This is a genomic window from uncultured Chitinophaga sp. (genome assembly GCF_937874145.1).
GTDB lineage: Bacteria > Bacteroidota > Bacteroidia > Chitinophagales > Chitinophagaceae > Chitinophaga.
The window spans coordinates 1-22,231 of the sequence record NZ_CALNBI010000103.1 but is presented as its reverse complement, the minus strand read 5'-3'; the positions used below and the strand labels follow the sequence as shown (position 1 = coordinate 22,231).

Annotated in this window: 21 protein-coding genes; 10 read left to right on the top strand and 11 right to left on the bottom strand. The window is 54.1% G+C overall.

Going from position 1 to position 22,231, the window contains the following annotated elements:
- The 5 genes from mreC to Q0510_RS04650 form a co-directional block, all read left to right on the top strand.
- On the top strand, positions 1-527 hold a 527-nt coding region (gene mreC / locus Q0510_RS04670; RefSeq protein WP_298708715.1), incomplete at its 5' end, for a rod shape-determining protein MreC.
- A complete protein-coding gene (locus Q0510_RS04665) occupies positions 524-1,033 on the top strand; it encodes a rod shape-determining protein MreD (protein ID WP_298708713.1) in 510 nt (169 codons plus the stop codon). The genes mreC and Q0510_RS04665, both read left to right, overlap by 4 nt.
- A 32-nt stretch (positions 1,034-1,065) precedes the next feature.
- Positions 1,066-3,030 (top strand): penicillin-binding protein 2, encoded by a 1,965-nt coding sequence (mrdA, locus tag Q0510_RS04660; RefSeq protein ID WP_298708711.1) that lies wholly within the window; start codon positions 1,066-1,068, stop codon positions 3,028-3,030.
- Between the two features lie 21 nt (positions 3,031-3,051).
- On the top strand, positions 3,052-4,338 hold the full coding sequence (rodA, locus tag Q0510_RS04655; RefSeq protein WP_298708709.1) for a rod shape-determining protein RodA: 1,287 nt from the start codon (positions 3,052-3,054) through the stop codon (positions 4,336-4,338).
- A gap of 24 nt (positions 4,339-4,362) precedes the next feature.
- Complete coding sequence (locus Q0510_RS04650) at positions 4,363-5,115, top strand: MBL fold metallo-hydrolase (protein WP_298708708.1); 753 nt, start codon at positions 4,363-4,365, stop codon at positions 5,113-5,115.
- Positions 5,116-5,145: 30 nt separating this feature from the next.
- On the opposite strand, the gene Q0510_RS04645 is transcribed toward Q0510_RS04650, so the two are convergent.
- The 8 genes from Q0510_RS04645 to Q0510_RS04610 form a co-directional block, all read right to left on the bottom strand.
- Positions 5,146-5,637, bottom strand: coding sequence for a hypothetical protein (locus Q0510_RS04645; protein WP_298708707.1), 492 nt, complete (start codon positions 5,635-5,637; stop codon positions 5,146-5,148).
- 7 nt (positions 5,638-5,644) lie between these two features.
- Positions 5,645-6,271, bottom strand: a complete 627-nt coding sequence (locus Q0510_RS04640; RefSeq protein ID WP_298708705.1) for a hypothetical protein — start codon at positions 6,269-6,271, stop codon at positions 5,645-5,647.
- Positions 6,272-6,310: 39 nt separating this feature from the next.
- Entirely contained in the window at positions 6,311-6,862 is a 552-nt protein-coding gene (locus Q0510_RS04635; RefSeq protein ID WP_298708703.1) for a sigma-70 family RNA polymerase sigma factor, read from the bottom strand.
- Positions 6,863-7,018: 156 nt separating this feature from the next.
- Positions 7,019-7,981, bottom strand: a complete 963-nt coding sequence (locus tag Q0510_RS04630) for a transketolase C-terminal domain-containing protein (protein WP_298708701.1) — start codon at positions 7,979-7,981, stop codon at positions 7,019-7,021.
- A gap of 42 nt (positions 7,982-8,023) precedes the next feature.
- Positions 8,024-9,055: a UDP-glucose 4-epimerase GalE gene (gene galE, locus Q0510_RS04625; RefSeq protein ID WP_298708699.1), complete on the bottom strand. Its 1,032-nt coding sequence runs from the start codon at positions 9,053-9,055 to the stop codon at positions 8,024-8,026.
- A 9-nt stretch (positions 9,056-9,064) separates the two neighbouring features.
- A complete protein-coding gene (rfbA, locus tag Q0510_RS04620) occupies positions 9,065-9,925 on the bottom strand; it encodes a glucose-1-phosphate thymidylyltransferase RfbA (protein WP_298708698.1) in 861 nt (286 codons plus the stop codon).
- A 320-nt stretch (positions 9,926-10,245) separates the two neighbouring features.
- Positions 10,246-11,253 carry an inorganic phosphate transporter gene (locus Q0510_RS04615; RefSeq protein WP_298708696.1) on the bottom strand — a complete coding sequence of 336 codons (1,008 nt, stop codon included), beginning with the start codon at positions 11,251-11,253 and terminating at the stop codon, positions 10,246-10,248.
- Positions 11,254-11,272: 19 nt separating this feature from the next.
- Positions 11,273-11,923: a DUF47 family protein gene (locus tag Q0510_RS04610; RefSeq protein ID WP_298708694.1), complete on the bottom strand. Its 651-nt coding sequence runs from the start codon at positions 11,921-11,923 to the stop codon at positions 11,273-11,275.
- Positions 11,924-12,139: 216 nt separating this feature from the next.
- Between Q0510_RS04610 and Q0510_RS04605 the strand changes: the two genes are divergently transcribed.
- From Q0510_RS04605 to Q0510_RS04585, 5 genes are all read left to right on the top strand, one after another.
- Positions 12,140-12,967: a UDP-2,3-diacylglucosamine diphosphatase gene (locus Q0510_RS04605; protein WP_298708692.1), complete on the top strand. Its 828-nt coding sequence runs from the start codon at positions 12,140-12,142 to the stop codon at positions 12,965-12,967.
- Between the two features lie 104 nt (positions 12,968-13,071).
- Positions 13,072-13,431 carry a hypothetical protein gene (locus tag Q0510_RS04600; RefSeq protein WP_298708689.1) on the top strand — a complete coding sequence of 120 codons (360 nt, stop codon included), beginning with the start codon at positions 13,072-13,074 and terminating at the stop codon, positions 13,429-13,431.
- Positions 13,432-13,590: 159 nt separating this feature from the next.
- Positions 13,591-16,419 carry a TonB-dependent receptor gene (locus Q0510_RS04595; protein ID WP_298708687.1) on the top strand — a complete coding sequence of 943 codons (2,829 nt, stop codon included), beginning with the start codon at positions 13,591-13,593 and terminating at the stop codon, positions 16,417-16,419.
- Positions 16,420-16,517: 98 nt separating this feature from the next.
- Positions 16,518-17,921: a hypothetical protein gene (locus Q0510_RS04590; protein ID WP_298708686.1), complete on the top strand. Its 1,404-nt coding sequence runs from the start codon at positions 16,518-16,520 to the stop codon at positions 17,919-17,921.
- Positions 17,922-18,104: 183 nt separating this feature from the next.
- Complete coding sequence (locus Q0510_RS04585) at positions 18,105-19,349, top strand: porin (RefSeq protein WP_298708684.1); 1,245 nt, start codon at positions 18,105-18,107, stop codon at positions 19,347-19,349.
- A 3-nt stretch (positions 19,350-19,352) separates the two neighbouring features.
- Here Q0510_RS04585 and Q0510_RS04580 read toward each other — a convergent pair whose 3' ends face one another.
- From Q0510_RS04580 to Q0510_RS04570, 3 genes are all read right to left on the bottom strand, one after another.
- The gene (locus Q0510_RS04580) at positions 19,353-19,751 is read right to left on the bottom strand and encodes a hypothetical protein (RefSeq protein ID WP_298708683.1); all 399 of its coding nucleotides are present in this window, start codon (positions 19,749-19,751) and stop codon (positions 19,353-19,355) included.
- A 48-nt stretch (positions 19,752-19,799) separates the two neighbouring features.
- The gene (locus Q0510_RS04575; RefSeq protein WP_298708681.1) at positions 19,800-20,858 is read right to left on the bottom strand and encodes an ATP-binding protein; all 1,059 of its coding nucleotides are present in this window, start codon (positions 20,856-20,858) and stop codon (positions 19,800-19,802) included.
- A gap of 129 nt (positions 20,859-20,987) precedes the next feature.
- A complete protein-coding gene (locus Q0510_RS04570) occupies positions 20,988-21,677 on the bottom strand; it encodes a response regulator transcription factor (protein WP_298708680.1) in 690 nt (229 codons plus the stop codon).
- Positions 21,678-22,231: the final 554 nt, after the last annotated feature.

The window sequence follows — 22,231 nt, the reverse complement described above, 5'->3', positions numbered from 1 at the left end:
TCATCAACAACTCCGTTAACCAGACCACCAACTTCATCACCATCCGCCGCGGCATCAAATACGGTATCCGCCCCAACATGGGCGTGATCGGGCCGAACGGTATGGTAGGCGTGGTGCGTACGGCCAGCGAAAACTACGCGGTGGTCATCTCCCTGCTCACCAAATCCAACGGCAGCTCTTCCTCCTTCAGCTTCAGCTCCCGCCTCCGGAACTCCGGCGAAATCGGGACCGTGTACTGGGATGGGTTCGACGGCGGATACGTGACCATGAAAGACGTTCCGAGGAGCGCAAAGCTGCACAAAGGCGACACGGTGGTAACGAGCGGGTTTTCGGCCGTTTTCCCGGAAAACATTAATATCGGGTACATCGATACGTTTTATGTGGGCGAGAAGGCGAGCACGTCTTACACCATCCGCCTCAAACTGGCTACCAACTTTTATAACCTGCAATACGTGTACGTGATCGAGAACCTGTTGCGCGATGAGCAAACCAGACTGGAAGATTCGACACGCAAAATGTTGAAATGAGCATACTGTTAAGAAATATCATCCGTTTCATCCTCTTAATCCTGTTCCAGGTACTGGTGCTGGACCGGATACTCGTTCACCAGATGGTGAACCCATATCTCTACATGCTCTTCATCCTGCTGCTGCCCTTCAACATTCCCCGCCCGGCGCTTCAGCTCCTGGGCCTACTGCTGGGCCTCACGCTCGATATGTTCTCCGATTCCATGGGCATCCACGCCGCGGCATGCGTCTTTATCGCCTACCTGCGCCCGTTCGTGCTCAATGTCCTCAGTCCGCAGGGCGGCTTCGAAGGCCCCCAGCGCACACCTTCCGTTACCACCATGGGAATTTCCCAGTTCGCGATTTATGTGACCGTAATGGTCTTGTTGCATCACATCGCGTATTTTTGTTTGTCCGTTTTCAGTTTTTCCGACCCCCTGTACCTCCTGATGAAGATCTTGTTGTCTACGGCAGCCAGCTTGTTATTGATCCTGATATACGAGTTGTTGTTCTTCAGCAGGAAATAGGGAACCATAAAGCATAAATCCAGCAACCTGCCATGTCCGTTTTTAATCAGTCCAGAAAGCGCGTCATCCAGTTTATCATGCTCGGCACCGTATTGGTGATCGTGTCCAGACTGTTTTTCCTGCAGGTGGTGGAAACCAAATATTCCAAACTCGCAGATGCCAACGCCCACCTCCGCAAAGTGATCTACCCGAGCCGCGGCATCGTGTACGACCGCCATGGCCGCGCCGTGATGCGGAACGAAGCGTTGTACGACCTGATGGTGACCCCCATCAACGTTAAAAATATCGATACGGCATACATGTGCGAGATCCTGGAGATCGAGAAGAAGGAATTCCTCCGCAGGGTCCAGGTGGCGAGGAACCGCGAAGGCCCGCGCCGGCCCTCCGTGTTCGCCAGCCTGCTCTCGCCCGATATGTACGGCAAGCTCCAGGAAAGCATGTACCTGTTCCAGCCCGGCTTCGAGCTGGTACAAAGGCCCGTGCGCTCGTACCCCTACGGCGTGGGCGCCAACTTCCTCGGTTATATCTCCGAAATCACGCCCGGCATGCTGGGCGATACCAGCGGCAGATACAGCGCCTACCAGCAGGGCGATTATATCGGTATGACGGGCCTGGAGCGCACTTATGAGGATATCCTCATGGGGCAGCGCGGCATCCAGTACCTCGTGAAAGACAACCTCAACCGTCCGCAGGGCTCCCTGGAAGGAGGGATCTTCGACACCGCCGCCGTTGCCGGTAAAAACCTGCGGCTGGCGCTGGACATCGACCTGCAGGTGCTGGGCGAGAAAATGATGGCGGGAAAGATCGGCTCCATCGTAGCCATCGACCCCCAAACCGGCGGTATCCTCACCATGGTGAGCGGCCCCACCTTCGACCCGAACCTGCTCGCCGGCTCCTATCGCGCCAAGAACCTCGGCATCCTCTTCACCGACACCGTGAAGCCGATGCTGAACCGCGCCATCCAGGCGGCCTATCCCCCCGGTTCCACCTTCAAACCGATTACCGGGCTTATCGCGCTCGACGAAGGCGTGATCACTCCCAGCTTCGGGTTCCCCTGCCACGGCGGGGACGGCCTCTGCGGCCGCTTCTCCCGTTGCACCCACAGCAACCCGGGCCACGCCGCCAATATGCGCACCGCGCTGGCGAATTCCTGCAACAGCTATTTCATGCACATCTACCGCCTGTCGGTCGACAATAAAAAATGGGGCGGCACCAAGAACGGGCAGGCCAAATGGGTGGAATACCTCAAAGCCATGGGCCTCGGCCGCCGCATCGGGGTGGATATCCCCTCGGAAGCGCCCGGCGTGGTGCCCGATACCGCCCGCATGAACCGCGTGTACCGCGGGGTATGGAATTCCTGCTCCGAAATGTACGTGGGCATGGGCCAGGGGCAGCTCATCCTTACCCCCATGCAGCTCGCAAACGCCATGTGCATCATCGCCAACCGCGGATGGTATTATATCCCGCACTTCGTGGAAAGCATCGATTCCGATAATTCCGATAAACTGAAAAAGTACAAGGAGAAACACTCCGTGGCGCATATCTCCAACGACGCGTTCCAGTCGGTGGTAGATGGCATGCACGATGTGGTGACCAGCGGTACTGCCCGCAAGGCCCAGATCGAAGGGATCGAAGTGTGCGGGAAGACCGGTACGGCGGAAAACAATGCCGTAGTGGGAGGGAAGCTGGTGAAGCTGAAAGACCACTCGCTGTTCGTGGGCTTCGCGCCGAAAGACAATCCGAAGATCGCCATCGCCGTTGTAGTGGAGAACGCGGGCTTCGGTTCCACCTACGCGGTGCCCATCGCCAGCATCCTCATGGAAAAATACCTGACGGATTCCATCTCCGCGAAACGCAAGCCCGTGCTCGAACAGATGCTCGCCGCCAATACGTTCTCCCAGGAGATCAAGAATAAATCGAAACTCGACTCCCTCAACAGCGTAAACTACGCTGGCGCCGAAGGAGCCGTCATCATGCGTAAAATACTCGGACACTAAATAAAACGCGAAACAGACACCATGAACCGCTCACAAGCGAAACTTACCGCCGGCATCGACTGGCCCGTTCTCGGGATGTACCTCGCGCTGGTATTCATCGGCTTCCTGGCGATCTTCGCCGCGGAATACCGCGAAGGCGACAATGTGATACAGAACCTCCTCAGCCAGAATAAAAACTGGGCAAGGCAGGTACTGTGGTTCGGCGTGTCTATCGTGCTGGCAACGGGTATCTGGCTGACCGACAGCAAATTTTTCACCGCCACCGCCAATCTCTTCTATGCATTCGGCATCATGCTGCTGCTCGTGGTATTGGCTATAGGAACCGGGGTGAAGGGCTCGAACTCCTGGCTCGAACTCGGCGGTTTCCGCTTCCAGCCGGCGGAATTCACCAAACTATGTACCGCCCTGGCCCTGGCAAAATACCTGTCGGCCATGGAAACTGACTTCACCAAACTGCGTTCCCGGCTGATCGCGGTGGGCATGGTCATGTTCCCCCTGGCGATCATTATCCTGCAGGACGAAACAGGCCTTGCGCTCGTATACCTCGCCTTCTTCCTGGTGATGTACCGCGAAGGCCTGCCGGGCGTATTGCTGGTGATCGCGTTCTCCGGCATCGTGCTCGTGCTGAGCGCCCTGCTGATCGATAAGTTCATCCTCCTCTACATCTTTACCGGCGTGGCCGCCCTTGTCGTATATTTCAACCGCTTCCAGATCAGGCGGAACAAGTCGCGGCTGGTAGTCATCATCGCCGTTTGGGCGTTCTGCGCTTCGTTCGTGATGTACGTAGTGCCGTTTGTATTCACCAACGTGCTGAAGGATTACCAGGTGCGCCGCATTTACGTGATGCTGGGGCAGGAAAACGATCCCAAAGCGACCTACAACACCCGCCAGTCGATGATCGCCATCGGTTCGGGCGGCTTGCTGGGGAAAGGGTATCTGAAGGGCACCCAAACCCGGTTCGACTTCGTGCCGGAACAATCCACCGACTTTATCTTCTGCACCATCGGCGAGGATTTCGGCTATGTCGGAAGCGTCTTTTTCCTGGGGATTTACGTGTCCCTGCTCTTACGGATCATCTTCATCGCGGAACGGCAGCGAAGTACCTTCAGCCGCGTATATGCTTATAGCGTGGCTTCCATCATCTTCTTCCACCTGGCGATTAATATCATGATGACCATCGGCCTGGCCCCGGTGATCGGGATACCCTTGCCATTGGTGTCTTACGGCGGGTCGTCGCTCATGACGTTTACCATGCTCATCTTCATCATGCTGCGGCTGGATGCCGACCGGCAGATGGTTTTGAGATAGGGGCCGATTCGTTACATTTGTGCAATGGCACGTATCATACCGCTTTCGGAAGGAAGCTTTACCGTAGACGGAACCAAGCAATTTGTCCCATTCGACGACAGGAAGGATCAGCTGAAAAACAGGCCCGCAGGCTCTTTGCTGGTAGAGATCCAGCCTTTTCTCGTGATTACGGACCGGGATATCATACTGTTGGATACGGGACTGGGGTTCCGCAATGCCGACGGTATCCTGCAACTCCATCAAAACCTCATCGACAATGGCATCAACCCCATGGAAGTGACCAAGGTGCTGATGAGCCATCTGCATAAAGACCACTCCGGCGGCGTTATCTCCACCGATCCTGTAACGGGCGAGCGCAGCCTGAGTTTCCCGCATGCCACCTATTACGTTTCCAAACCAGAACTGGATTACGCTTTCGCCAACGACGGCAAATCTTACCACAAGGAAGATTTCGACCTGCTCGCCCAGCGCGATAACGTAGTGTTCACCGAAGGCGAAGGCACGATCGACGGGTATATCCATTATGAATGGTCGGGCGGGCATTGCCCCCAGCACCAGGTGTTCCTGATCGACGACGGGGAGGATAAAGTATTTTTCGGGGGAGATGAGGCCCCGCAGATTTCCCAGATGCGGAGCCGATTTGTGGCGAAGTACGATTATGACGGCAAGCGCGCGAGCGAATTGCGGCAGGCGTACATGGAAAGAGGGATCGCGGAAGGATGGACATTTTTATTCTATCACGATACCAGGCAACCCACTACAAAATTCCAGTCATGAACCATTTAGCCGAAGCCCGGGCATCCTCGTTTACCGGCGATTGTCGTTGCCCCGGTTCTCGCGCCGCTCTTTGAGCTGGCGGATCATCATAGACCGGAACTCCCTTTCCGCGCGGTACAGCTGGGTAACCTTGGCGGCGGGCAGTACTTTGAGGAACTCTTGTTTGTAGCGCGTCTTGATATCCACCATGCGTTTCTCGAAACCCAGTTCCTTATCCAGGGCTTCACTGGCGAGGGCATCGGTGCGGGGTTTGGATTTCAGTTCCTTGTTCTTCTTGCGCCTTTCCACGATGAGCTGGTTCACTTCTTCTGAATACCGTTTGTATACCGGCCAGAATTTCTGGGCTTCTTCGGGCGTGAGGTCCAGTTCGCGGGAGATATAGAGGATTTCGAGGGATTTGACCTTATCTTCTTTCGAGGCAGGCTTATCCTGCGGCGCTTTCTGCGCAGGCAGGGAAATCGCCGGCAACATGAAAATGCCGATGAATCCGAATAATACCCCTATCAACTTAATTCGTTCCATCTGGTTATCAATTATTTAGCTGTGTCTGCTGCAAGAGGTTGTCTTCCAGCATAAGATCGATTTCTTCTATACTCAGTCCTTCGGGCAGCACGGAAGGCATACCTGCTTCGAGCGATACGTTGGCAAAGATATTCTCGTCATCGAAATCATCCGAGCGGTACTGGAGAAAATCTACGATTTCCTGGTCGCTGATCTGTGCCATCCTGCGGTCGATGCTGTTGCCCGTCCATTCCCTTACGCCCCAGATGGCGGAAACCACCACCACACCGGCGATGGCTGCGGCCGCGAGGCAGCGTTTGAACAGCCGGATTTTCCGGCCGATGGGAATCACTTTGGTGGCCGGCTCGTTGCCGCTGCCCTGGATAAGCTGGCGGTCGAGCCCTTTGAAATACCCGTGCGGGGTAAAGAAAGGCGCGGTTTTGCGGGGGATGGAGGCGAGGATGGGAGCGATTTCCATCAGTTCTTCCGTCACTTCCTCTTCCGCCGCCAGGTTGCGCACCCGGTCCATGAGGGCATCCGGGAATTTGTCGAAATACTCATACGGCAGGCCATACGCGGGCGTTTCGCCCATATCGGGCAGCCCGGGCGAAACCTGCTTCAGTTCATCTGCGATATCTTTTCCTTTCTGCGGCATATGTAAGTATGACCATTCTATAGCGGAATGGTTTAACTGTTAATGATTTTTTAAGAAATCTTCCACTTTTTTAACGGCATGATGATACGATGCCTTAAGCGCGCCTTCCGAAGTATCCAGCACGCGGCTCATTTCCTCGTATGGCATTTCATCGTAATACCGGAGGTTGAAAACGGTGCGCTGCTTTTCCGGGAGGCTGAGAATGGCGCTCTGGAGCTTCCATTCAATTTTCTTCGAATCGTAATTGGGATCGGCCTCCAGCTTATTGGCCAGGCCCGATTCCATGTCGGACAGGGAGAGGGCGGATTTCCGCTTCAGGCTGTCGAGGAAGGTGAGGCATTCGTTGGTGGCGATCTTGTACAGCCAGGTGTACAGCCGCGCGTCTTCCCGGAAATTATCCAGGTTCTTCCAGACTTTGATGAATACGTTCTGCAGCACGTCGTTAGCGTCGTCGTGACTGATCACGAGGCGGCGGATGTGCCAGTAGAGCTTCTCCTGGTACTTCCTGACAATGAGCGTGAAACCTTTCTCCCGGGTGTCCGGTTGTCTGAATATCGACAGTAGTTCTTTATCTTCTTGCGTTACACCCATAGGCGTTTTTACGATAATATGAGCGGAATCCCCTGGAGAATGCCGGTTTTGACACCTAATATAACCATTATCCGCGTTCCGGGTTTGCTGTAAAAACAGAAAAAACCATCAATAAGATGGTTTTTTCGGGCGAAGGTTTAACGTCGCTATAGCATTTTAACCTTTTTTTCGCGCAAGGGCCTTTTCAGCCGCTGCCACGATATTAGGCGTATCCAGACCGTATTTGGTCAGCAATTCGTTGGGTTTGCCGCTTTCCCCGAATGTATCGTTGGTGCCGATGTATTCGATGGGGATGGGATTGTGGCGGGCTGCTACCTGGGCGATGGAATCCCCGAGGCCGCCGAGCACGTTATGTTCTTCAGCGGTAACGGCGCAGCCGGTTTTGGTGATGGATTTGATGACAGCTTCCTCGTCGAGGGGCTTGATAGTGTGGATATTGATGAGCTCCACGCTGTAGCCTTTTTCTTCGAGGATGCGGCCGGCTTCCACGCATTTCCATACGAGGTGCCCGCAGGCGAAGAGCGTGATGTCTGTGCCTTCGTTCAGGATTTGCGCCTTCCCGATCTGGAACTCCTGGTCTTCAGGGGTGAAATTGGGCCATTTGGGACGGCCGAAGCGCAGGTATGCCGGGCCTTCGTGGTCGGCCAGGGCAATGGTGGCGGCTTTGGTCTGGTTGAAGTCGCAGGGCACGATCACGGTCATGCCGGGCAGCATCTTCATCATCCCGATGTCTTCAAGTATCTGGTGCGTGGCGCCGTCTTCGCCGAGGGTAAGGCCGGCGTGGGATGCGCAGATTTTAACGTTTTTGCCGGAATAGGCTACCGACTGGCGGATCTGGTCATACACGCGGCCGGTGGAGAAGTTGGCAAAAGTGGTGGTATAGGGGATTTTGCCGCCGATGGTGAGGCCTGCGGCCACGCCGATCATATTGGCTTCCGCGATACCGCATTGAACGAAGCGGTCGGGGAATTCCTTGATAAACGCCTGCAGTTTCATGGAACCGAGCAGGTCGGCCGTGAGGGCCACCACATTCGGGTTCCTTCTGCCTGCTTCCAGGATGCCCTCGCCGAATCCGCCGCGGGTCTCCTTCTCGTTCAGTACTTGTATGTCTTTTACCATAATGCCAGAAATTTGTGTCGCAAAGCTAGAAAATAAAATAAATTAATTCTGTAAAACACGGTCGCGCAGCGCAACTTCCCATTGCCAGGCGGTACGCATCGAATCTTCGATACCGATCTGCGGGTCCCAGCCAAGCATGGTTTTCGCCTTGCTGTTGTTGGCATAGATCGCGATCACGTCGCCGGGGCGCTCGGGGCCCATTTCATAATTCAGTTGCTGGCCCGATACCTTCTCGAACGCTTTGATGGCTTCGAGCACGGTTACGCCGTTGCCGGTGCCGAGGTTGAATACATCGAGATTGCTGCTGTTGCGTTTTTCGATGAGGTACTGCAGGGCTTTGGTGTGGGCATTGGCGATGTCCATCACGTGGATGTAGTCGCGGATGCAGGAACCGTCGCGGGTATTGTATTTGGAGCCGAATACGGTGAGCTTCGGGATTTTACCGATGGCGGTCTGTGTGATCACCGGCACCAGGTTGTCGGGCTTGCCGAGGGGCAGTTCGCCGATCAGTGCGGAAGGGTGCGCGCCTACTGGGTTGAAGTAGCGCAGCAGGATGCTGTTGGTGGTGTTCACCCGGCTGAAATCTTCGATGATCTGCTCGCCCATCTGCTTGGTACGGGCGTAAGGGCTCTGCGCCTCGCCCAGCGGGGTGGTTTCCACTACGGGGAGCTCGGTGGCGTTGCCGTACACGGAGCAGGAAGAAGAAAATACGAAATTGGGGATCTTGTATTCACGGATGCATTTCAGGACGTTGACCAGCGACGTGAGGTTGTTCTGGAAATACAGCAGGGGCTCGTTTACAGATTCTCCCACGCTCTTCAGCGCCGCAAAGTGGATAACGCCCACGATGTCGCGGTTTTCATGGAAAACGGCATTGGTGTCTTCCAGGTTGCAAAGGTCCACTTTGTAGTTGCGGATCTTACGCCCGGTGATTTTTTCCACTCCCTCCAGGAGCTGTGTGGAACTGCGGATGTTGCTGTCGACCGATACCACGTCGAAGCCGTTGTTGATAAGGTCTACGATGGTGTGCGATCCGATGTATCCGCAACCGCCCGTAACAAGGACTTTCTGCATACTGAGTGACTATTTAATCAGATTCATCAAATAAGCGCCGTAACCGCTTTTTACGAGCGGTTGCGCGAGTTTTTGTAGTTGTTCGTTGTTGATAAAACCTTTCCGCCATGCGATTTCCTCGATACAGGCGATCTTGATGCCCTGCCGCTGTTCGATGACCTGCACAAACTGGCTGGCCTGCATGAGGGAATCGAAAGTGCCGGTGTCGAGCCAGGCGGTGCCTCTCGGGAGGATGGAAACCTGCAGCCTGCCTTTTTCCAGGTAAGCCTTGTTTACATCCGTGATCTCGTATTCGCCGCGCGCGCTGGGCTTGAGGTTGGCAGCGATCTCCACCACTTCGTTGTCGTAAAAATAAAGCCCCGGCACCGCGTAATTGGATTTGGGAACGGCGGGCTTCTCTTCAATGGAGATCGCCTTCATGGCGGCGTCGAATTCTACCACGCCATAGCGTTCCGGATCGGAAACCTGGTAAGCGTAAACGATTCCGCCCTGCGGGTTGCTGTTATTGGCAAGCTGGCTGCCGAGGCCGGAGCCGTAAAATATATTGTCTCCCAGCACCAAGGCAACGGGATCATTCCCGATAAAATCCTTCCCGATCACAAAAGCCTGCGCCAGCCCGTTGGGCTCGGGTTGCTCCGCATAGGAAATATCCAGGCCATACCGGCTGCCGTCGCCAAAAAGGCGTTGGAATGCGGGAAGGTCATGCGGGGTGCTGATAATGAGAATTTCCCTGATTCCAGCCAGCATGAGGGTGGAAAGGGGATAATAGATCATCGGTTTATCATAAACGGGCATGATCTGCTTGCTGATCGCGAAGGTGATGGGGTGGAGCCGGGTCCCGGAGCCTCCTGCCAGGATAATTCCTTTCATGGCTTAATATCAGGTTTTTGGAGGCACAAAAATAGTCGAACCTTCCTTATTCCCCTATTATTTTGTGAATAAATGCAATATTCAAACGGATACCACCCCGTTTTATGACAATTCCCGCCCAGGGGTCAGGGTTTTGTCATGAACCAGCACGTGGATTGTCATTTTCAGGATTTAGTACTGTTTCAGTACGGTATCCCTACTGTATCCCTGCTGAGCCATTATGCATGCCGGGTGTCAACCTATTTCAGGACGTGACCACCGCATATATGAAAAAAGCCGTCCCAGGCGGACGGCTTTCTCTATTGCTGTAATGCAAAGCCTTATTTAATGAAGAGGTTCACGATGAAGAAAACCCCTGCCGCAAGGGCGGCGCTGATGGGAATGGTAAGGATCCAGGCCCAGAGGAGGTTCACGGTAACGCCCCAGCGTACGGCGGAGAGGCGTTTGGTGGCGCCTACGCCGATGATGGAACCGGTAATGGTGTGCGTGGTGCTCACCGGGATACCGAAGCTTTCCGTCATGTAGAGAGTGATGGCGCCCGCGGTTTCGGCGCTCACGCCTTCCAGCGGGGTCACCTTGGTGATGCGGGTGCCCATCGTTTTCACAATCTTCCAGCCGCCGCTCAGCGTACCCAGGCCGATCGCCGCGAAGCAGGCGAAAGGCACCCAGTCCGGCACGTCCTTCAGGTGGCCGATGCTCCCGTGCGCCACCATGGCGGCCGCGATGATACCCATTACTTTCTGGGCATCGTTACCGCCGTGGCCAAGGCTGAACGCAGCGGAAGATACCAGCTGCAGGCGCTTGAACCAGTTCTCCGCTTTATACGGATTGGCCTTTTTGGAAACGTTGACGATAAACACCGTGATGAGAAATGCCACCACCATGCCGATGAAGGGCGCCAGTACGATGAAGTACACCGTGGGCAGCACTTTGGAGAAGTTGATCACGTCGAACGACCCATGGGCGTTAGCCACCGCGGCGCCGATGAAACCACCGATCAGGGTGTGGGAAGAACTGGAAGGGATACCGTACCACCAGGTCAGGAGGTTCCACGTAATCGCGGCCACCAGCCCGGAGAAGATCACCTTCAGGGTAATAAACTCCTCGAACACCGATTTCGCAATGGTATTACCCACCTTGAATTCCCCGTAAATGTATTTGGAAACGAAAAACGCCGCAAAGTTGAACAACGCGGCCCACAATACCGCCTGGAACGGCGTCAGCACTTTGGTGGACACGATCGTGGCGATTGAGTTCGCCGCGTCGTGGAATCCGTTGATATAATCGAAAATAAATGCCAGTATGATAATGACTACCAGAAATGTCATGAGCTGTCGGGATTAGCGGCTACGCATATTTAATGATGATGGTTTCTATCACGTTCGCGGAATCTTCGCACTTGTCGGTAGCGATTTCCAGCGCCTGATAGATCTCGCGCATCTTGATCAGCTCCACCGCATTGCTCTCCTGCTCAAACAAATCCGCAATCGCACGGTCGTAAATATCGTCCGCATGGTTCTCCAGGCTGTTGATCTTTACGCACGCATCCGTAATAGCACGCATATTGCTCATGTTGCGCAGCTCGGGGATCGCCCGGGCCAGCTCCTGCACGCCCTGGTTGATCAGGTCTGCCAGCTTGCGCACGCTGTCATTGATCTCCACCACCTTGTACATGTCGATACGCTTGGCGGAACCATGGATGTAGTCGGCCACGTCGTCCAGCGTAGAGGCGAGATAGTGAATATCCTCCCGGTCGAAAGGCGTAATGAAGTTCTGCCCCAATTCTACGAAAATACGATGCGTAAGGTCATCGTTCTTGTGCTCCAGCCGCTCGATCAGGTGCACTTTATCCTTACGAACCGAAGGGTCCTTGGTTTCCACCAGCTCCACCAGCACCTTACCCATCTCTACCAGGTTTGCCGCCACGTCCTCGAAAAGAGAATAGAACACCCTGTCTTTCGGCATGAACAGTTTCACAATAGAATTAAAGCCTCCCATAAAAATTAGTGTTTGTTGAAATTTGCCCGCAAAATTAGTTTTCTAATAGAAATAGCCCGAGGAAATTGTAAGAATTAATGTTTTGGTAACATTGAATTAATATAAGAGTAATATAGCATTTTTTCCTTTGTGACAGAATACCAGGGCCTTACAACAGCATCATATAAATAACAATTTTGATGTAAAAAAGTTGCAGAAACCCTCATAATCCATCAAATGTCAGACAAACGACCACTGGATATTGTAGTTATTTCCGACGTCCACCTCGGAATCTACGGTTGTCACGCCAAAGAGCTCGCACAGTACCTGGACTCCATCCAGCCCAAAATCCTCATCCTCAACGGGGATATCATCGACATCTGGCAGTTCAGCAAACGGTATTTTCCCAAATCCCATACGAAAGTCATCCGCCGCATCCTCAAAATGATGGGGAAAGGCACAGACGTTTACTACCTCACCGGCAACCACGACGAAGCCCTCCGCAAATACGCCGGGTTCGGCCTGGGCAATTTCCTCATAGATAATAAATTAATTATAGATGTAGACGGCAAGAAGCACTGGTTTTTCCATGGCGACGTGTACGACGTTACCATGAAAAACTCCAAATGGCTCGCCAGGCTCGGGGGGAAGGGCTACGACCTCCTCATCATCCTCAACCGCCTCGTCAATCACCTCCTCGAAAAAATGGGAAGGGAGAAGATGTCGTTTTCCCGGAAAGTGAAAGCCGGCGTCAAGCAGGCGGTTAAATTTATTTCCGATTTCGAGCAGACGGTGGTGGAGATCGCCGCGGATAAAGAAATTGACGTGGTGTGCTGCGGTCACATCCATCAGCCCGTGATCCGGGAAGAACAGGTGAACGGGCGCACCGTCACCTACCTCAACTCGGGCGACTGGGTGGAGAGCCTCACCGCGCTGGAATACGCCGACGGCCAGTGGCGCCTGTACCAGCACGCCGAAAAGAAGGCGCCGGTGGCGGAAGAAGACGATGAAACCCTGCAGCTGGAATGGAGCGTTGTGGCCCGGACGGTTTCCTTCACCCGTTAATTTTCACACATTTATAACGTTTGCTTAATATTCAGGTAACGCCGGGAGGGTAAGTTTGCGTAACCGATCCGATGATAATGAAGACGCTCAAGCTACACCCACTCATGACGATATCCCTGTTACAGATGCAGATACAGCGGCTCCTCCACTGTAATGCCGCCGTGTATATCCGTCATTCCCTCGCCAATGGTTTCAACACCCTCCGCGAAGCAGGCCTCGAAGACGATGCGCTCATCGAATATCCTATCGACGAAACCCTCAGCCTGCGCGAATTCGAAGAAGACCTGGAAGAAAGGTTCCATTTTTCACTGGAGCTCTGCAATATGAACCTGAAGCCCTTCATGAACAAAAGCCTTCGCCTTTTCCAGCTTCCTCCCATTTCCGAAGCACCGCCGCCGCCGGCCCGCGGCATCGATCTCTCCATCGAATGGCTCCTGCGCCAGGGCGGCAACCCTGCCATGTAATACTGTGTGTTTGCATGGAAGCTTGTGCTGTAGCGGGTTTCAGTAACCTGTTAATAATTCTTTAATGATTTCTTAACAATTAACATTCTGGTAATATTGCCTTAACATTGGCGTAATGGCACCATGGTAGTTTTGCGGCCGTAATCAATACACAAATACGTGAAACGCATTATTACTGCTGTACAAATTATCGGGATTTTATGCATCGCCTGCCTTCCTTCTTTCGCGCAGGACGGAACCGGCAAAGTATCCGGGAAACTGACGGATAAGAAAACAGGCGAACTGCTGATCGGTGTGACAGTGATGGTACAGAATACCGCCAAAGGCGCCGTAACCGACGTCGAAGGGCGCTACCTGCTGCAACTCGCGCCGGGTACCTATACTTTAGACTATAAGTACATGGGCTACCAGACCAAATCCATCGCAGACGTGGTGGTGAAAGGCGGCCAGGTGACCAACCTGGACATCGCGCTGGACGAGCCCAAATCCAAAGAGCTCCAGGAAGTGGTGATCCGCGGGTCTTACAAACAGGAAACGATCAACGCCCTGTACGTTGCCCAAAAGAATAACGTAAGCATCTCCAGCGGTATCTCCGGCGAGAGCATCCGCCGCAGCCCGGACCGCAATACCTCCGACGTGCTCAAGCGCGTAAGCGGCGCCAGCATCCAGGACAACCGGTATATTATCATCCGCGGCCTCAACGACCGTTACAATACCGCCACGATCAACAACGCCATGCTGCCCAGCACGGAACCCGACCGTAAGGCGTTCTCCTTCGACCTCATTCCTTCCAACCTGATCGATAACATCGTTATCAATAAAACCGCATCCCCGGAAATGCCCGCCGACTTCGCCGGCGGCCTCATCCAGGTGATCACCAAAGACATCCCCACCGAAAACTTCCTTTCCTTCAATATCGGCCTGGGTTATAACACACAGACTACTTTCAGGGAAACCCGCGGCATGGATCGCGGCAAAAGCGAGTGGCTGACGCTGGAAGACGGAACGCTGAAGCTCCCGGGCTCCTGGCCTTCTTCCCGCGGCAAGTACGCACCGCTCTCCAACGAACAGAAATTCGGGCTCACCCGCGATTTCAACAATACCTGGGGCGTGGGCGACCGCGGCAAGGCACTCCCGGCGCAGAGCTACCAGGTGACCTGGGGCAACCGCACCCGCCTGAAGAACGACGGTTCTTTCGGCAGCATCATCAGCCTTACCTACCGCAATTCCGAGAATATTTATGAAGGCGAGCGTATGGACTACGAAAGCGGGAAAGTGCGGAGCTTCAATTTCAGTGAAGACATCAACCGCTTCAACTCCAGCCTTGGCGCCATCGCCAACTTTACCTACGTGAAGCGCAACAACAAGATATCTCTGAAGAACATCTTCAACCGTATCCTGGATAATAATTACATCTACCGCTCCGGCCTCAACAACGACGCCAATGCGCAGATCATGAGCCATGGCCAGGAACTGACCATCAAAACGATGCTCAACTCCCAGCTCGAGGGCAGCCATAAGATCAATACCCGCGACTGGAAGCTGGACTGGAACCTGAACTATTCGCTCACGGACCGTAACCAGCCCGACATGAAAGTGCTGAGCTACCGCCGCGACCTGAACGCTTCCGATAACGTGCCTTACGAGGCGATGGTGCCCTTCGGCACGGCGGCGCGCAACGTTTCCCGTTTCTATTCCACCCTGGAAGAATATGGTGTTGGCGGGATGGGTTCACTGACCGTACCGTTTACCATCAGCGGGCAGAAGCAGAACGTAAAGATCGGCGGGCAGAAGCTGTACCGTGAGCGCGACTTCAGCGCCCGTGTGCTCGGTTACATCCGTACCAACACGGCCGATTTCAACGACGACCTGCTTACGCTGGCGCCGGGCCAGATCTTCGATCCCGCTAATATCGGCCAGAATGGTTTCGTGATGGACGAGATCACCAACAACTCCGACCGTTACAAAGCTAATTCCGACCTCATCGCGGGTTACATTCAGTTCGACAACAAGATCGCCGACAAGCTGCGCATCGTTTGGGGCGCGCGCGGTGAATCCTACTATCAATACATCAGCACGGCGGATGCTTCCGGCAAATCGATCAAGAAAGACATGACTTTCTTCGACCTGTTGCCGAGCGCCAATATCTCTTACGCGGTGAACGAGAAATCGAACATCCGTTTGAGCGGCAGCAGAACGGTATCCCGCCCGGAGCTGCGCGAGCTGAGCAACTTCGTGTATTATGACTTCGTGACGTACAGCAGCCTGCAGGGTAACCCTGACCTGAAGCGCGCCCTCATCACCAATGCCGACCTGCGTTACGAACTGTACCCGGGCGTGGGCGAAGCGGTGACTGCGTCTGTGTTCTACAAGCGTTTCAAGAATGCGATCGAGCAAACGGTGGACGCGGGCTCTACGCCCAACCGCCGCCAGATCCGCGTGGAAAATGCCGACAATGCCGAAGCGTTCGGGTTTGAACTGGAACTGCGCAAGAAGCTGGACTTCCTTTCTGCCGAGCCTTTCTTCCAGAATATGACCGCGTTTGCTAACTTCTCTTACATCCACTCTTCCGTTAACCTGGTAGGCGGCTCTTCCGACGGGCCTTCCCGGTCCCTGCAGGGACAGAGCCCCTATCTGATCAATGCCGGCCTGCAATACGATCATCCCGAAACGAACCTTTCCTTCGGGCTGCTCTACAACAAAATGGGGCAACGTATTTACCTGGTGGGCTTTGAGGGCTATCCGCACATTTACGAAAGAGGCCGCGACCTGCTGGACCTGCAGATCGGTAAAAAGATCCTCAACAAACGCGGCGACCTGCGCCTGAACATAAGCGACCTGCTGAACCAGAAATTCATTTTCTACCAGAACAACGACAACAAGAAGTCGTACAACGAAAGCGTTGACCAGATCATTACTTCTCAGCGCCAGGGCACCAACATCAGCCTGAACTTCTCTTACCAGTTTGGTTTGGGCAAAAAGAAATAAGCCAGACACAGTAACAATTTCATAACGCCGTGTTAAAGTGCACGTAACATTGGGATACCACTTTTGCACTGCAATTCAATCACTGAAAATCTGTTCGAATGAAACTTGTAAAATTCCTTGCTTTTACTTTAGGAGCTGCGGTGGCACTCTCTTCCTGCCGTAACAACGACACTGACGAAGACGATCTGACGCCCGACGAGCCTACGGTACTGAGCGGTGTGCAAACATCCAGCAAGACGCTGACCGCAGATAAAGTATGGACCCTGAAAGGTTACGTATACTTCCCCGAAGGAACGACGCTGACCATCCAGGAAGGCACCGTGATCAAGAGCGACGTTACCGAAAAAGGCGCGCTGATCATCGAGCGCGGCGCGAAGATCTTCGCAACAGGTACTGCTTCCAAACCCATCGTATTCACTTCCGGCAAAGCGGCAGGCCAGCGCCAGCCCGGCGACTGGGGTGGTATCATCATCCTGGGTAAAGCTAAAACCAACCGCAGCACCGAGCCCCAGATCGAAGGTGGCGTAGGCCGCTACTACGGTGGTACCGACGACAACGACAACTCCGGCATCCTGAAATATGTTCGTATCGAATACGCAGGTATCGCCGCTCAGCCCAACTCCGAGATCAACGCCCTCACCCTGGGTGGTGTTGGTAAAGGAACCGTGATCGATCACGTGATGACGTCCTGGGCTAATGACGATGCTTTCGAATTCTTCGGCGGCACCGTTAGCCCTACCCACCTGGTGGCCTTCGCTACGGCTGACGACGATTTCGACTTCGATTTCGGCTATACCGGCACCGTACAATACGCAGTAGCGCTCCGCCAGCCCACTTTCGTGGACCCGGGCGACGCTGGTAACGGCATCGAGTGCGACAACGACGGCCAGGGCAACACCGCCACTCCCCGCACGCACCCCGTTATCTCCAACATGACCATCGTTGGGCCTAACAATGCCACCGGCACCTTGTCCAACCACAACCTGGGCAACCGCTGGAGAAGAGCGACCAACTTCACTTTCGTGAACAGCATCCTGCTCGGCAACCAGAAAGGCGGTTTCTCCATCGAATCTGCCGCTTCCTGGGACGATTACAAGAACAACGTGAGCAAATGGAAGAACAATATCGTGTTTGCCGTAACCAAGCCCTTCAGCACGGATTCCGCTACCGCCCGTTATGTGACCGGTAACAAATATCCCGCTGACCCGCTGTCCGGCGCAGACCGTACTGCCATGATCAACGAAGGTATCGCTGCCCTGCAGGCGATGGCTACCGCAAACGGACAGTTCAACTTCGTAGCTGCTACCGCTGATGCCGTTGGCCTCACCGATCCTTTCAACCTGGCCAACCCGAACTTCCTGCCCAAAACCGGTTCTGAAGCCCTCAACGGTACCTTCCAGGCCGCTACCGGCATCAAAACGGAAACTTTCCGCGGCGCGTTCGGTACCGAAAACTGGCTGACTGGCTGGACCAACTTCAACCCTGGCCAGCAGGCGTACTAATCAAGCATCTGTCGAATCGTTATAATCTACAACGCCCGGGCACCTGCCCGGGCGTTTTGTTTCCAGGGTATCGTTCCGTATTTTTGCCGGATGAAGGCATTGCGATTCTCGGTTCGGACAGGATTCCTGGCATTATTTCTCAGTTTGGCGGCGATCTCCGTAAAGGCTCAGTTTCTGATGGATATGATCGATACAACCACCGATCTCGGGAAGGGCATGATTTCCATTTACAAGCGCTACGACCACCTGCGCATCAGCGGCTACATGCAGCCGCAATATCAGTACGCTTCCGGAAAGGGCATAGAAAGCTTTGCCGGCGGGGATTTCAACAAGCAGGTGGATAACCGATTCATGCTCCGCCGGGGCCGCGTCCGGTTCGACTATGCCCACTACAACAAGCGCGACCTGCCTACGGTGCAGTTCGTGTTCCAGTTCGACGGTACGGAGCGCGGTGTAAACATCCGTGACTTCTGGGGCCGGTTGTTCGACGGGAAGTGGGACGTGATGGCCCTGACGATGGGCATGTTTGCGCGGCCTTTCGGCTATGAGGTGAACTTATCTTCCGGCGACCGGGAAGCGCCCGAGCGGGGGCGTATGAGCCAACTGCTGATGCGGAGCGAGCGCGACATGGGCGGTATGCTGACCTTCGAGCCCCGTTCCAAAACCCATCCCCTTCATTACCTGAAAGTAGACGTAGGCCTTTTCAACGGGCAGGGCCTCTCCGGCCCTTCGGACTTCGACAGCCATAAAGATATCATCGCCCGGGTGGCCATGAAACCCAAGCCCATCAATGCACAGGGCTGGCTGCTGTCCGTCGGCGGCAGTATCCTCTACGGCGGGATGGAGCAGTTTACCAACAAGATTTATACGATGGAAAGCGGGAAAACGGACTTCGACGTGGATTCCAGTGCTGCCAACGTAGGCGTGATCGCGCCGAGGCAATATTACGGGGCGGATGCGCAGCTGGTGATCCCCAACGGCAAAGAGCGCGGCTCCACGCAGTTCCGTGCCGAATATATCCGCGGTACCCAAACCTCCACGCGCCTCGATACGGAAACGCCGGGCATCATCCCGGTCGACAGAACAGGGGCATTTGCGCCACTGTATATCCGTCCTTTCGACGGTGCCTATTTTTCCTTTCTGCAGCACCTGGGGCATCCCCAGCACCAGCTGGTGCTGAAATATGACTGGTACGATCCCAACCGTGCCGTAAAAGGGCGCCAGATCGGGGATGCGGCGGCCAAGAGCCTTACCGGCGGCGACGTCCGTTACGATACCTTCGGGTTCGGGTACGTGTTTTACTACAATGAAAACATGAAGCTCGTGCTGTGGTACGACCGGGTGTGGAATGAGAGCACCTTGCTGGAAGGGTTCGAAGACGATATCCCCGACAACGTATTTACCGCGCGCATCCAGTACCGTTTCTAAGGTTTACCGGCGCTTGAAATAGAGCAGGGCGCCGAACATGGCGGAGTTGTCGGGCTGCATCCGCAGTTCTATCTGGTATTCCGCGCCGTTATCTGGTTTCATCACCAATACATACAGGCCGATCGGCGGCCGCTGTATCAGTAAATATTCACCCGTTTCCGTTTTGGGAGCGATGGAGAAGCCGCTGGTATGCGTATAGCGCATATTGGTGCCGAACTGGTATTTGGGAATGATGGCGGAGCGGGGCTCTTCGGGCCTGGGGATAACGCCGTTCATCACCCATTCTCCGGAAATTTCGTTGGCGGGGCCGTCGAACTGAAGGGTGGCGTCGTCGCCTTTTTTGCTGCAGGCAGCGAGGAAGGTACCTGCTGCGATAACGAGGAATAGGAATTTCTGTATCATGTGGGGATTTTTGGCTGTTTCCCGTTAAACGGCGTGTATGCCTAAAAGTTACAGGTAATTCTCACGGCCCAGTTCGAGGGTAAACCCGAAGGTGGAGCCTACTTCCACTTTACTGCGCACGTTGATGGTCTGCTCGTGCGCTTCCACGATATGTTTTACGATGGCGAGGCCGAGGCCGGTGCCCCCGATGTCGCGGCTGCGGGCGCGGTCGGTACGGTAGAAGCGTTCGAAAACCCGTGGGAGGTGTTCTTCGGCCATGCCGATGCCGGTGTCGGAGATTTCGACCAGTGCGCGCTTGCCGTCCATATTATAAACGCTGGCGATGGTCTGGCCTTCCTGTTTGCCGTATTTCACGGAGTTTTCGATGAGGTTGATCAGCACCTGGCGGATCTTTTCCTTATCGGCATTTACTATGATGGGGGCTTCGCAACCTTTCTTGATGCTGAATTTGATATCCTTCTGTTTGGCTTTGATGGACAGGGTGTCGAACACATCGCGGATGAGGTCCTGGATCACGAATTGTTCCTTATTGATGGTCATTTCCCCGCTTTCGAGCTTGGAAATTTCGTCGAGGTCGTCGATGAGGCGGCAGAGGCGGTCGATATTTTTGGTCGCGTTTTTAAGGAAAACTTTGTTCACCTGGGGATCATCGATGGCGCCGTCGAGCAGTGTATGGATGTATCCCTGAACGGCGAAGATGGGGGTTTTAAGCTCGTGGGAGAGGTTGAGGAGGAATTCTTTCCGGAACGCTTCGTTGCGGCGGAGGTTTTCCAGTTCTTCCCTTTTCTGGAAGGCCCATTTTTCCACGTCTTCACTTACTTCCTCGATCGTTTTGAGGGGGAGGATGTTTTTGTTGAAGAATTCCTCGCGCTTGGAGGCTTTCGTCTGGTAAATAAACTTGTATATCAGCTTGATTTTCCGGTAGATGAAATTCTGAAGGGTGTAGAGGTAGAGGAAATAGGCCACGAGGAAGGTGAGCCCCAGGGCGATGAGGGTTTCCTTGAGGTTGGCGCCGATGACGAGGCATCCGAGGGCCATAACGACCGACAGGATGAACGCGGTAAAGGCGGCTAGTTTCTGTGGGGACAGGTTTTTGGCTTTCAGCATACTCCAGAGAGCGTGTAGGTTGAGATTGCTGGAAATTAAACTAAATTTTTTACTTGAAGATGCCATAATTCACAAAGCCGGTGGCCACACAGGTGCGGATACGGTAGAAAGGTTCGGGTTGATTGCTTTTCAGAGTTCGAATTTGTAGCCTACGCCTTTAACGGTGGTGATGAGATCGACCCCGAGTTTCTGGCGGATTTTACGGATGTGTACGTCGATGGTGCGGTCGCCCACGATTACTTCGGTGCCCCATACCTGGTTGAGGATCTCGTTGCGGAGGAAAACGCGGCCGGGTTTGGAGGCGAGGAGCTGGAGGAGCTCGAATTCCTTTTTGGCGAGGATGATCTCGTCGCCTTTATAGGTTACGGTGAATTTTTCGCGGTCGATGATGAGGTCGCCCAGCTGGATCTGCTGTTCTTCCGATTTGTTCAGCCGGCGGAAGAGGGCGTTGATGCGGGAAACGAGGAGCCTGGGCTTGATGGGCTTGGCGATGTAGTCGTCGGCCCCCATGTTGAGCCCTTCGATCTCGCTCTTCTCGTCGTTCAATGCGGTGAGGAACAGCACCATGGTATCCTTGAACTCGGGCAGGCGGCGGAGCTCGCGGCAGGTGTCGATCCCGTTCTTGTTAGGCATCATGATGTCCAGCATGATGAGGTCGGGCCGGAAGATCTTGGCTTTCTGAATGGCTTCGAGCCCGTCTTTGGCCGTCACCGTTTCGTACCCCGCGCTCTTGAGGTTGTAACTGATGATTTCGAGGATATCGGCCTCATCGTCCACGACCAGAATTTTTCCTACTGCTACTGCTGGTTCCATCAACATAATTTGGGTGTTTAAAGACGGCACAAAATTAATCACCCCTTTCCCGTTTCATGAAAAGATAACATTATGGAATTGTTAATTCCCGCCGTCTCCAATCGTGTATCAGCCTGCAATGTACGCTTTTTGCCCCTTTTCTTGCCCGGTTCCCCCGCCAATCCGGCAGGCCGTTTTGCCGCTGGTCAATTTCTGTAAAAGGAAATAAATCAGCAGATCAGCCATGGTATTGAATTTGTAAAGAGATATACAGTCAATAACGCATATGATTTACTTTATATGCCTGCAGCGGGATTGCTTATCTACTATAATTGGTAGTAAATTTGCAGTGTAGCATAGGCGTAACTTAACAATATGAAAAAAACATTACTAATCATATCTTTAGGCATTGTGTTCAGTGGTTGGAGCTATGGTCAGAAAGTACAGATCCCCATCACCCGGCAGGGCTTCCATGACAATATCGACAAGGAACAGCTCAACGCCGATAAGCTGGACGGCAAGCAGGATAATTTCGTGAAAGTTGGCGACGACGAGAACATGAACCTCCAGGTCACCAGCGC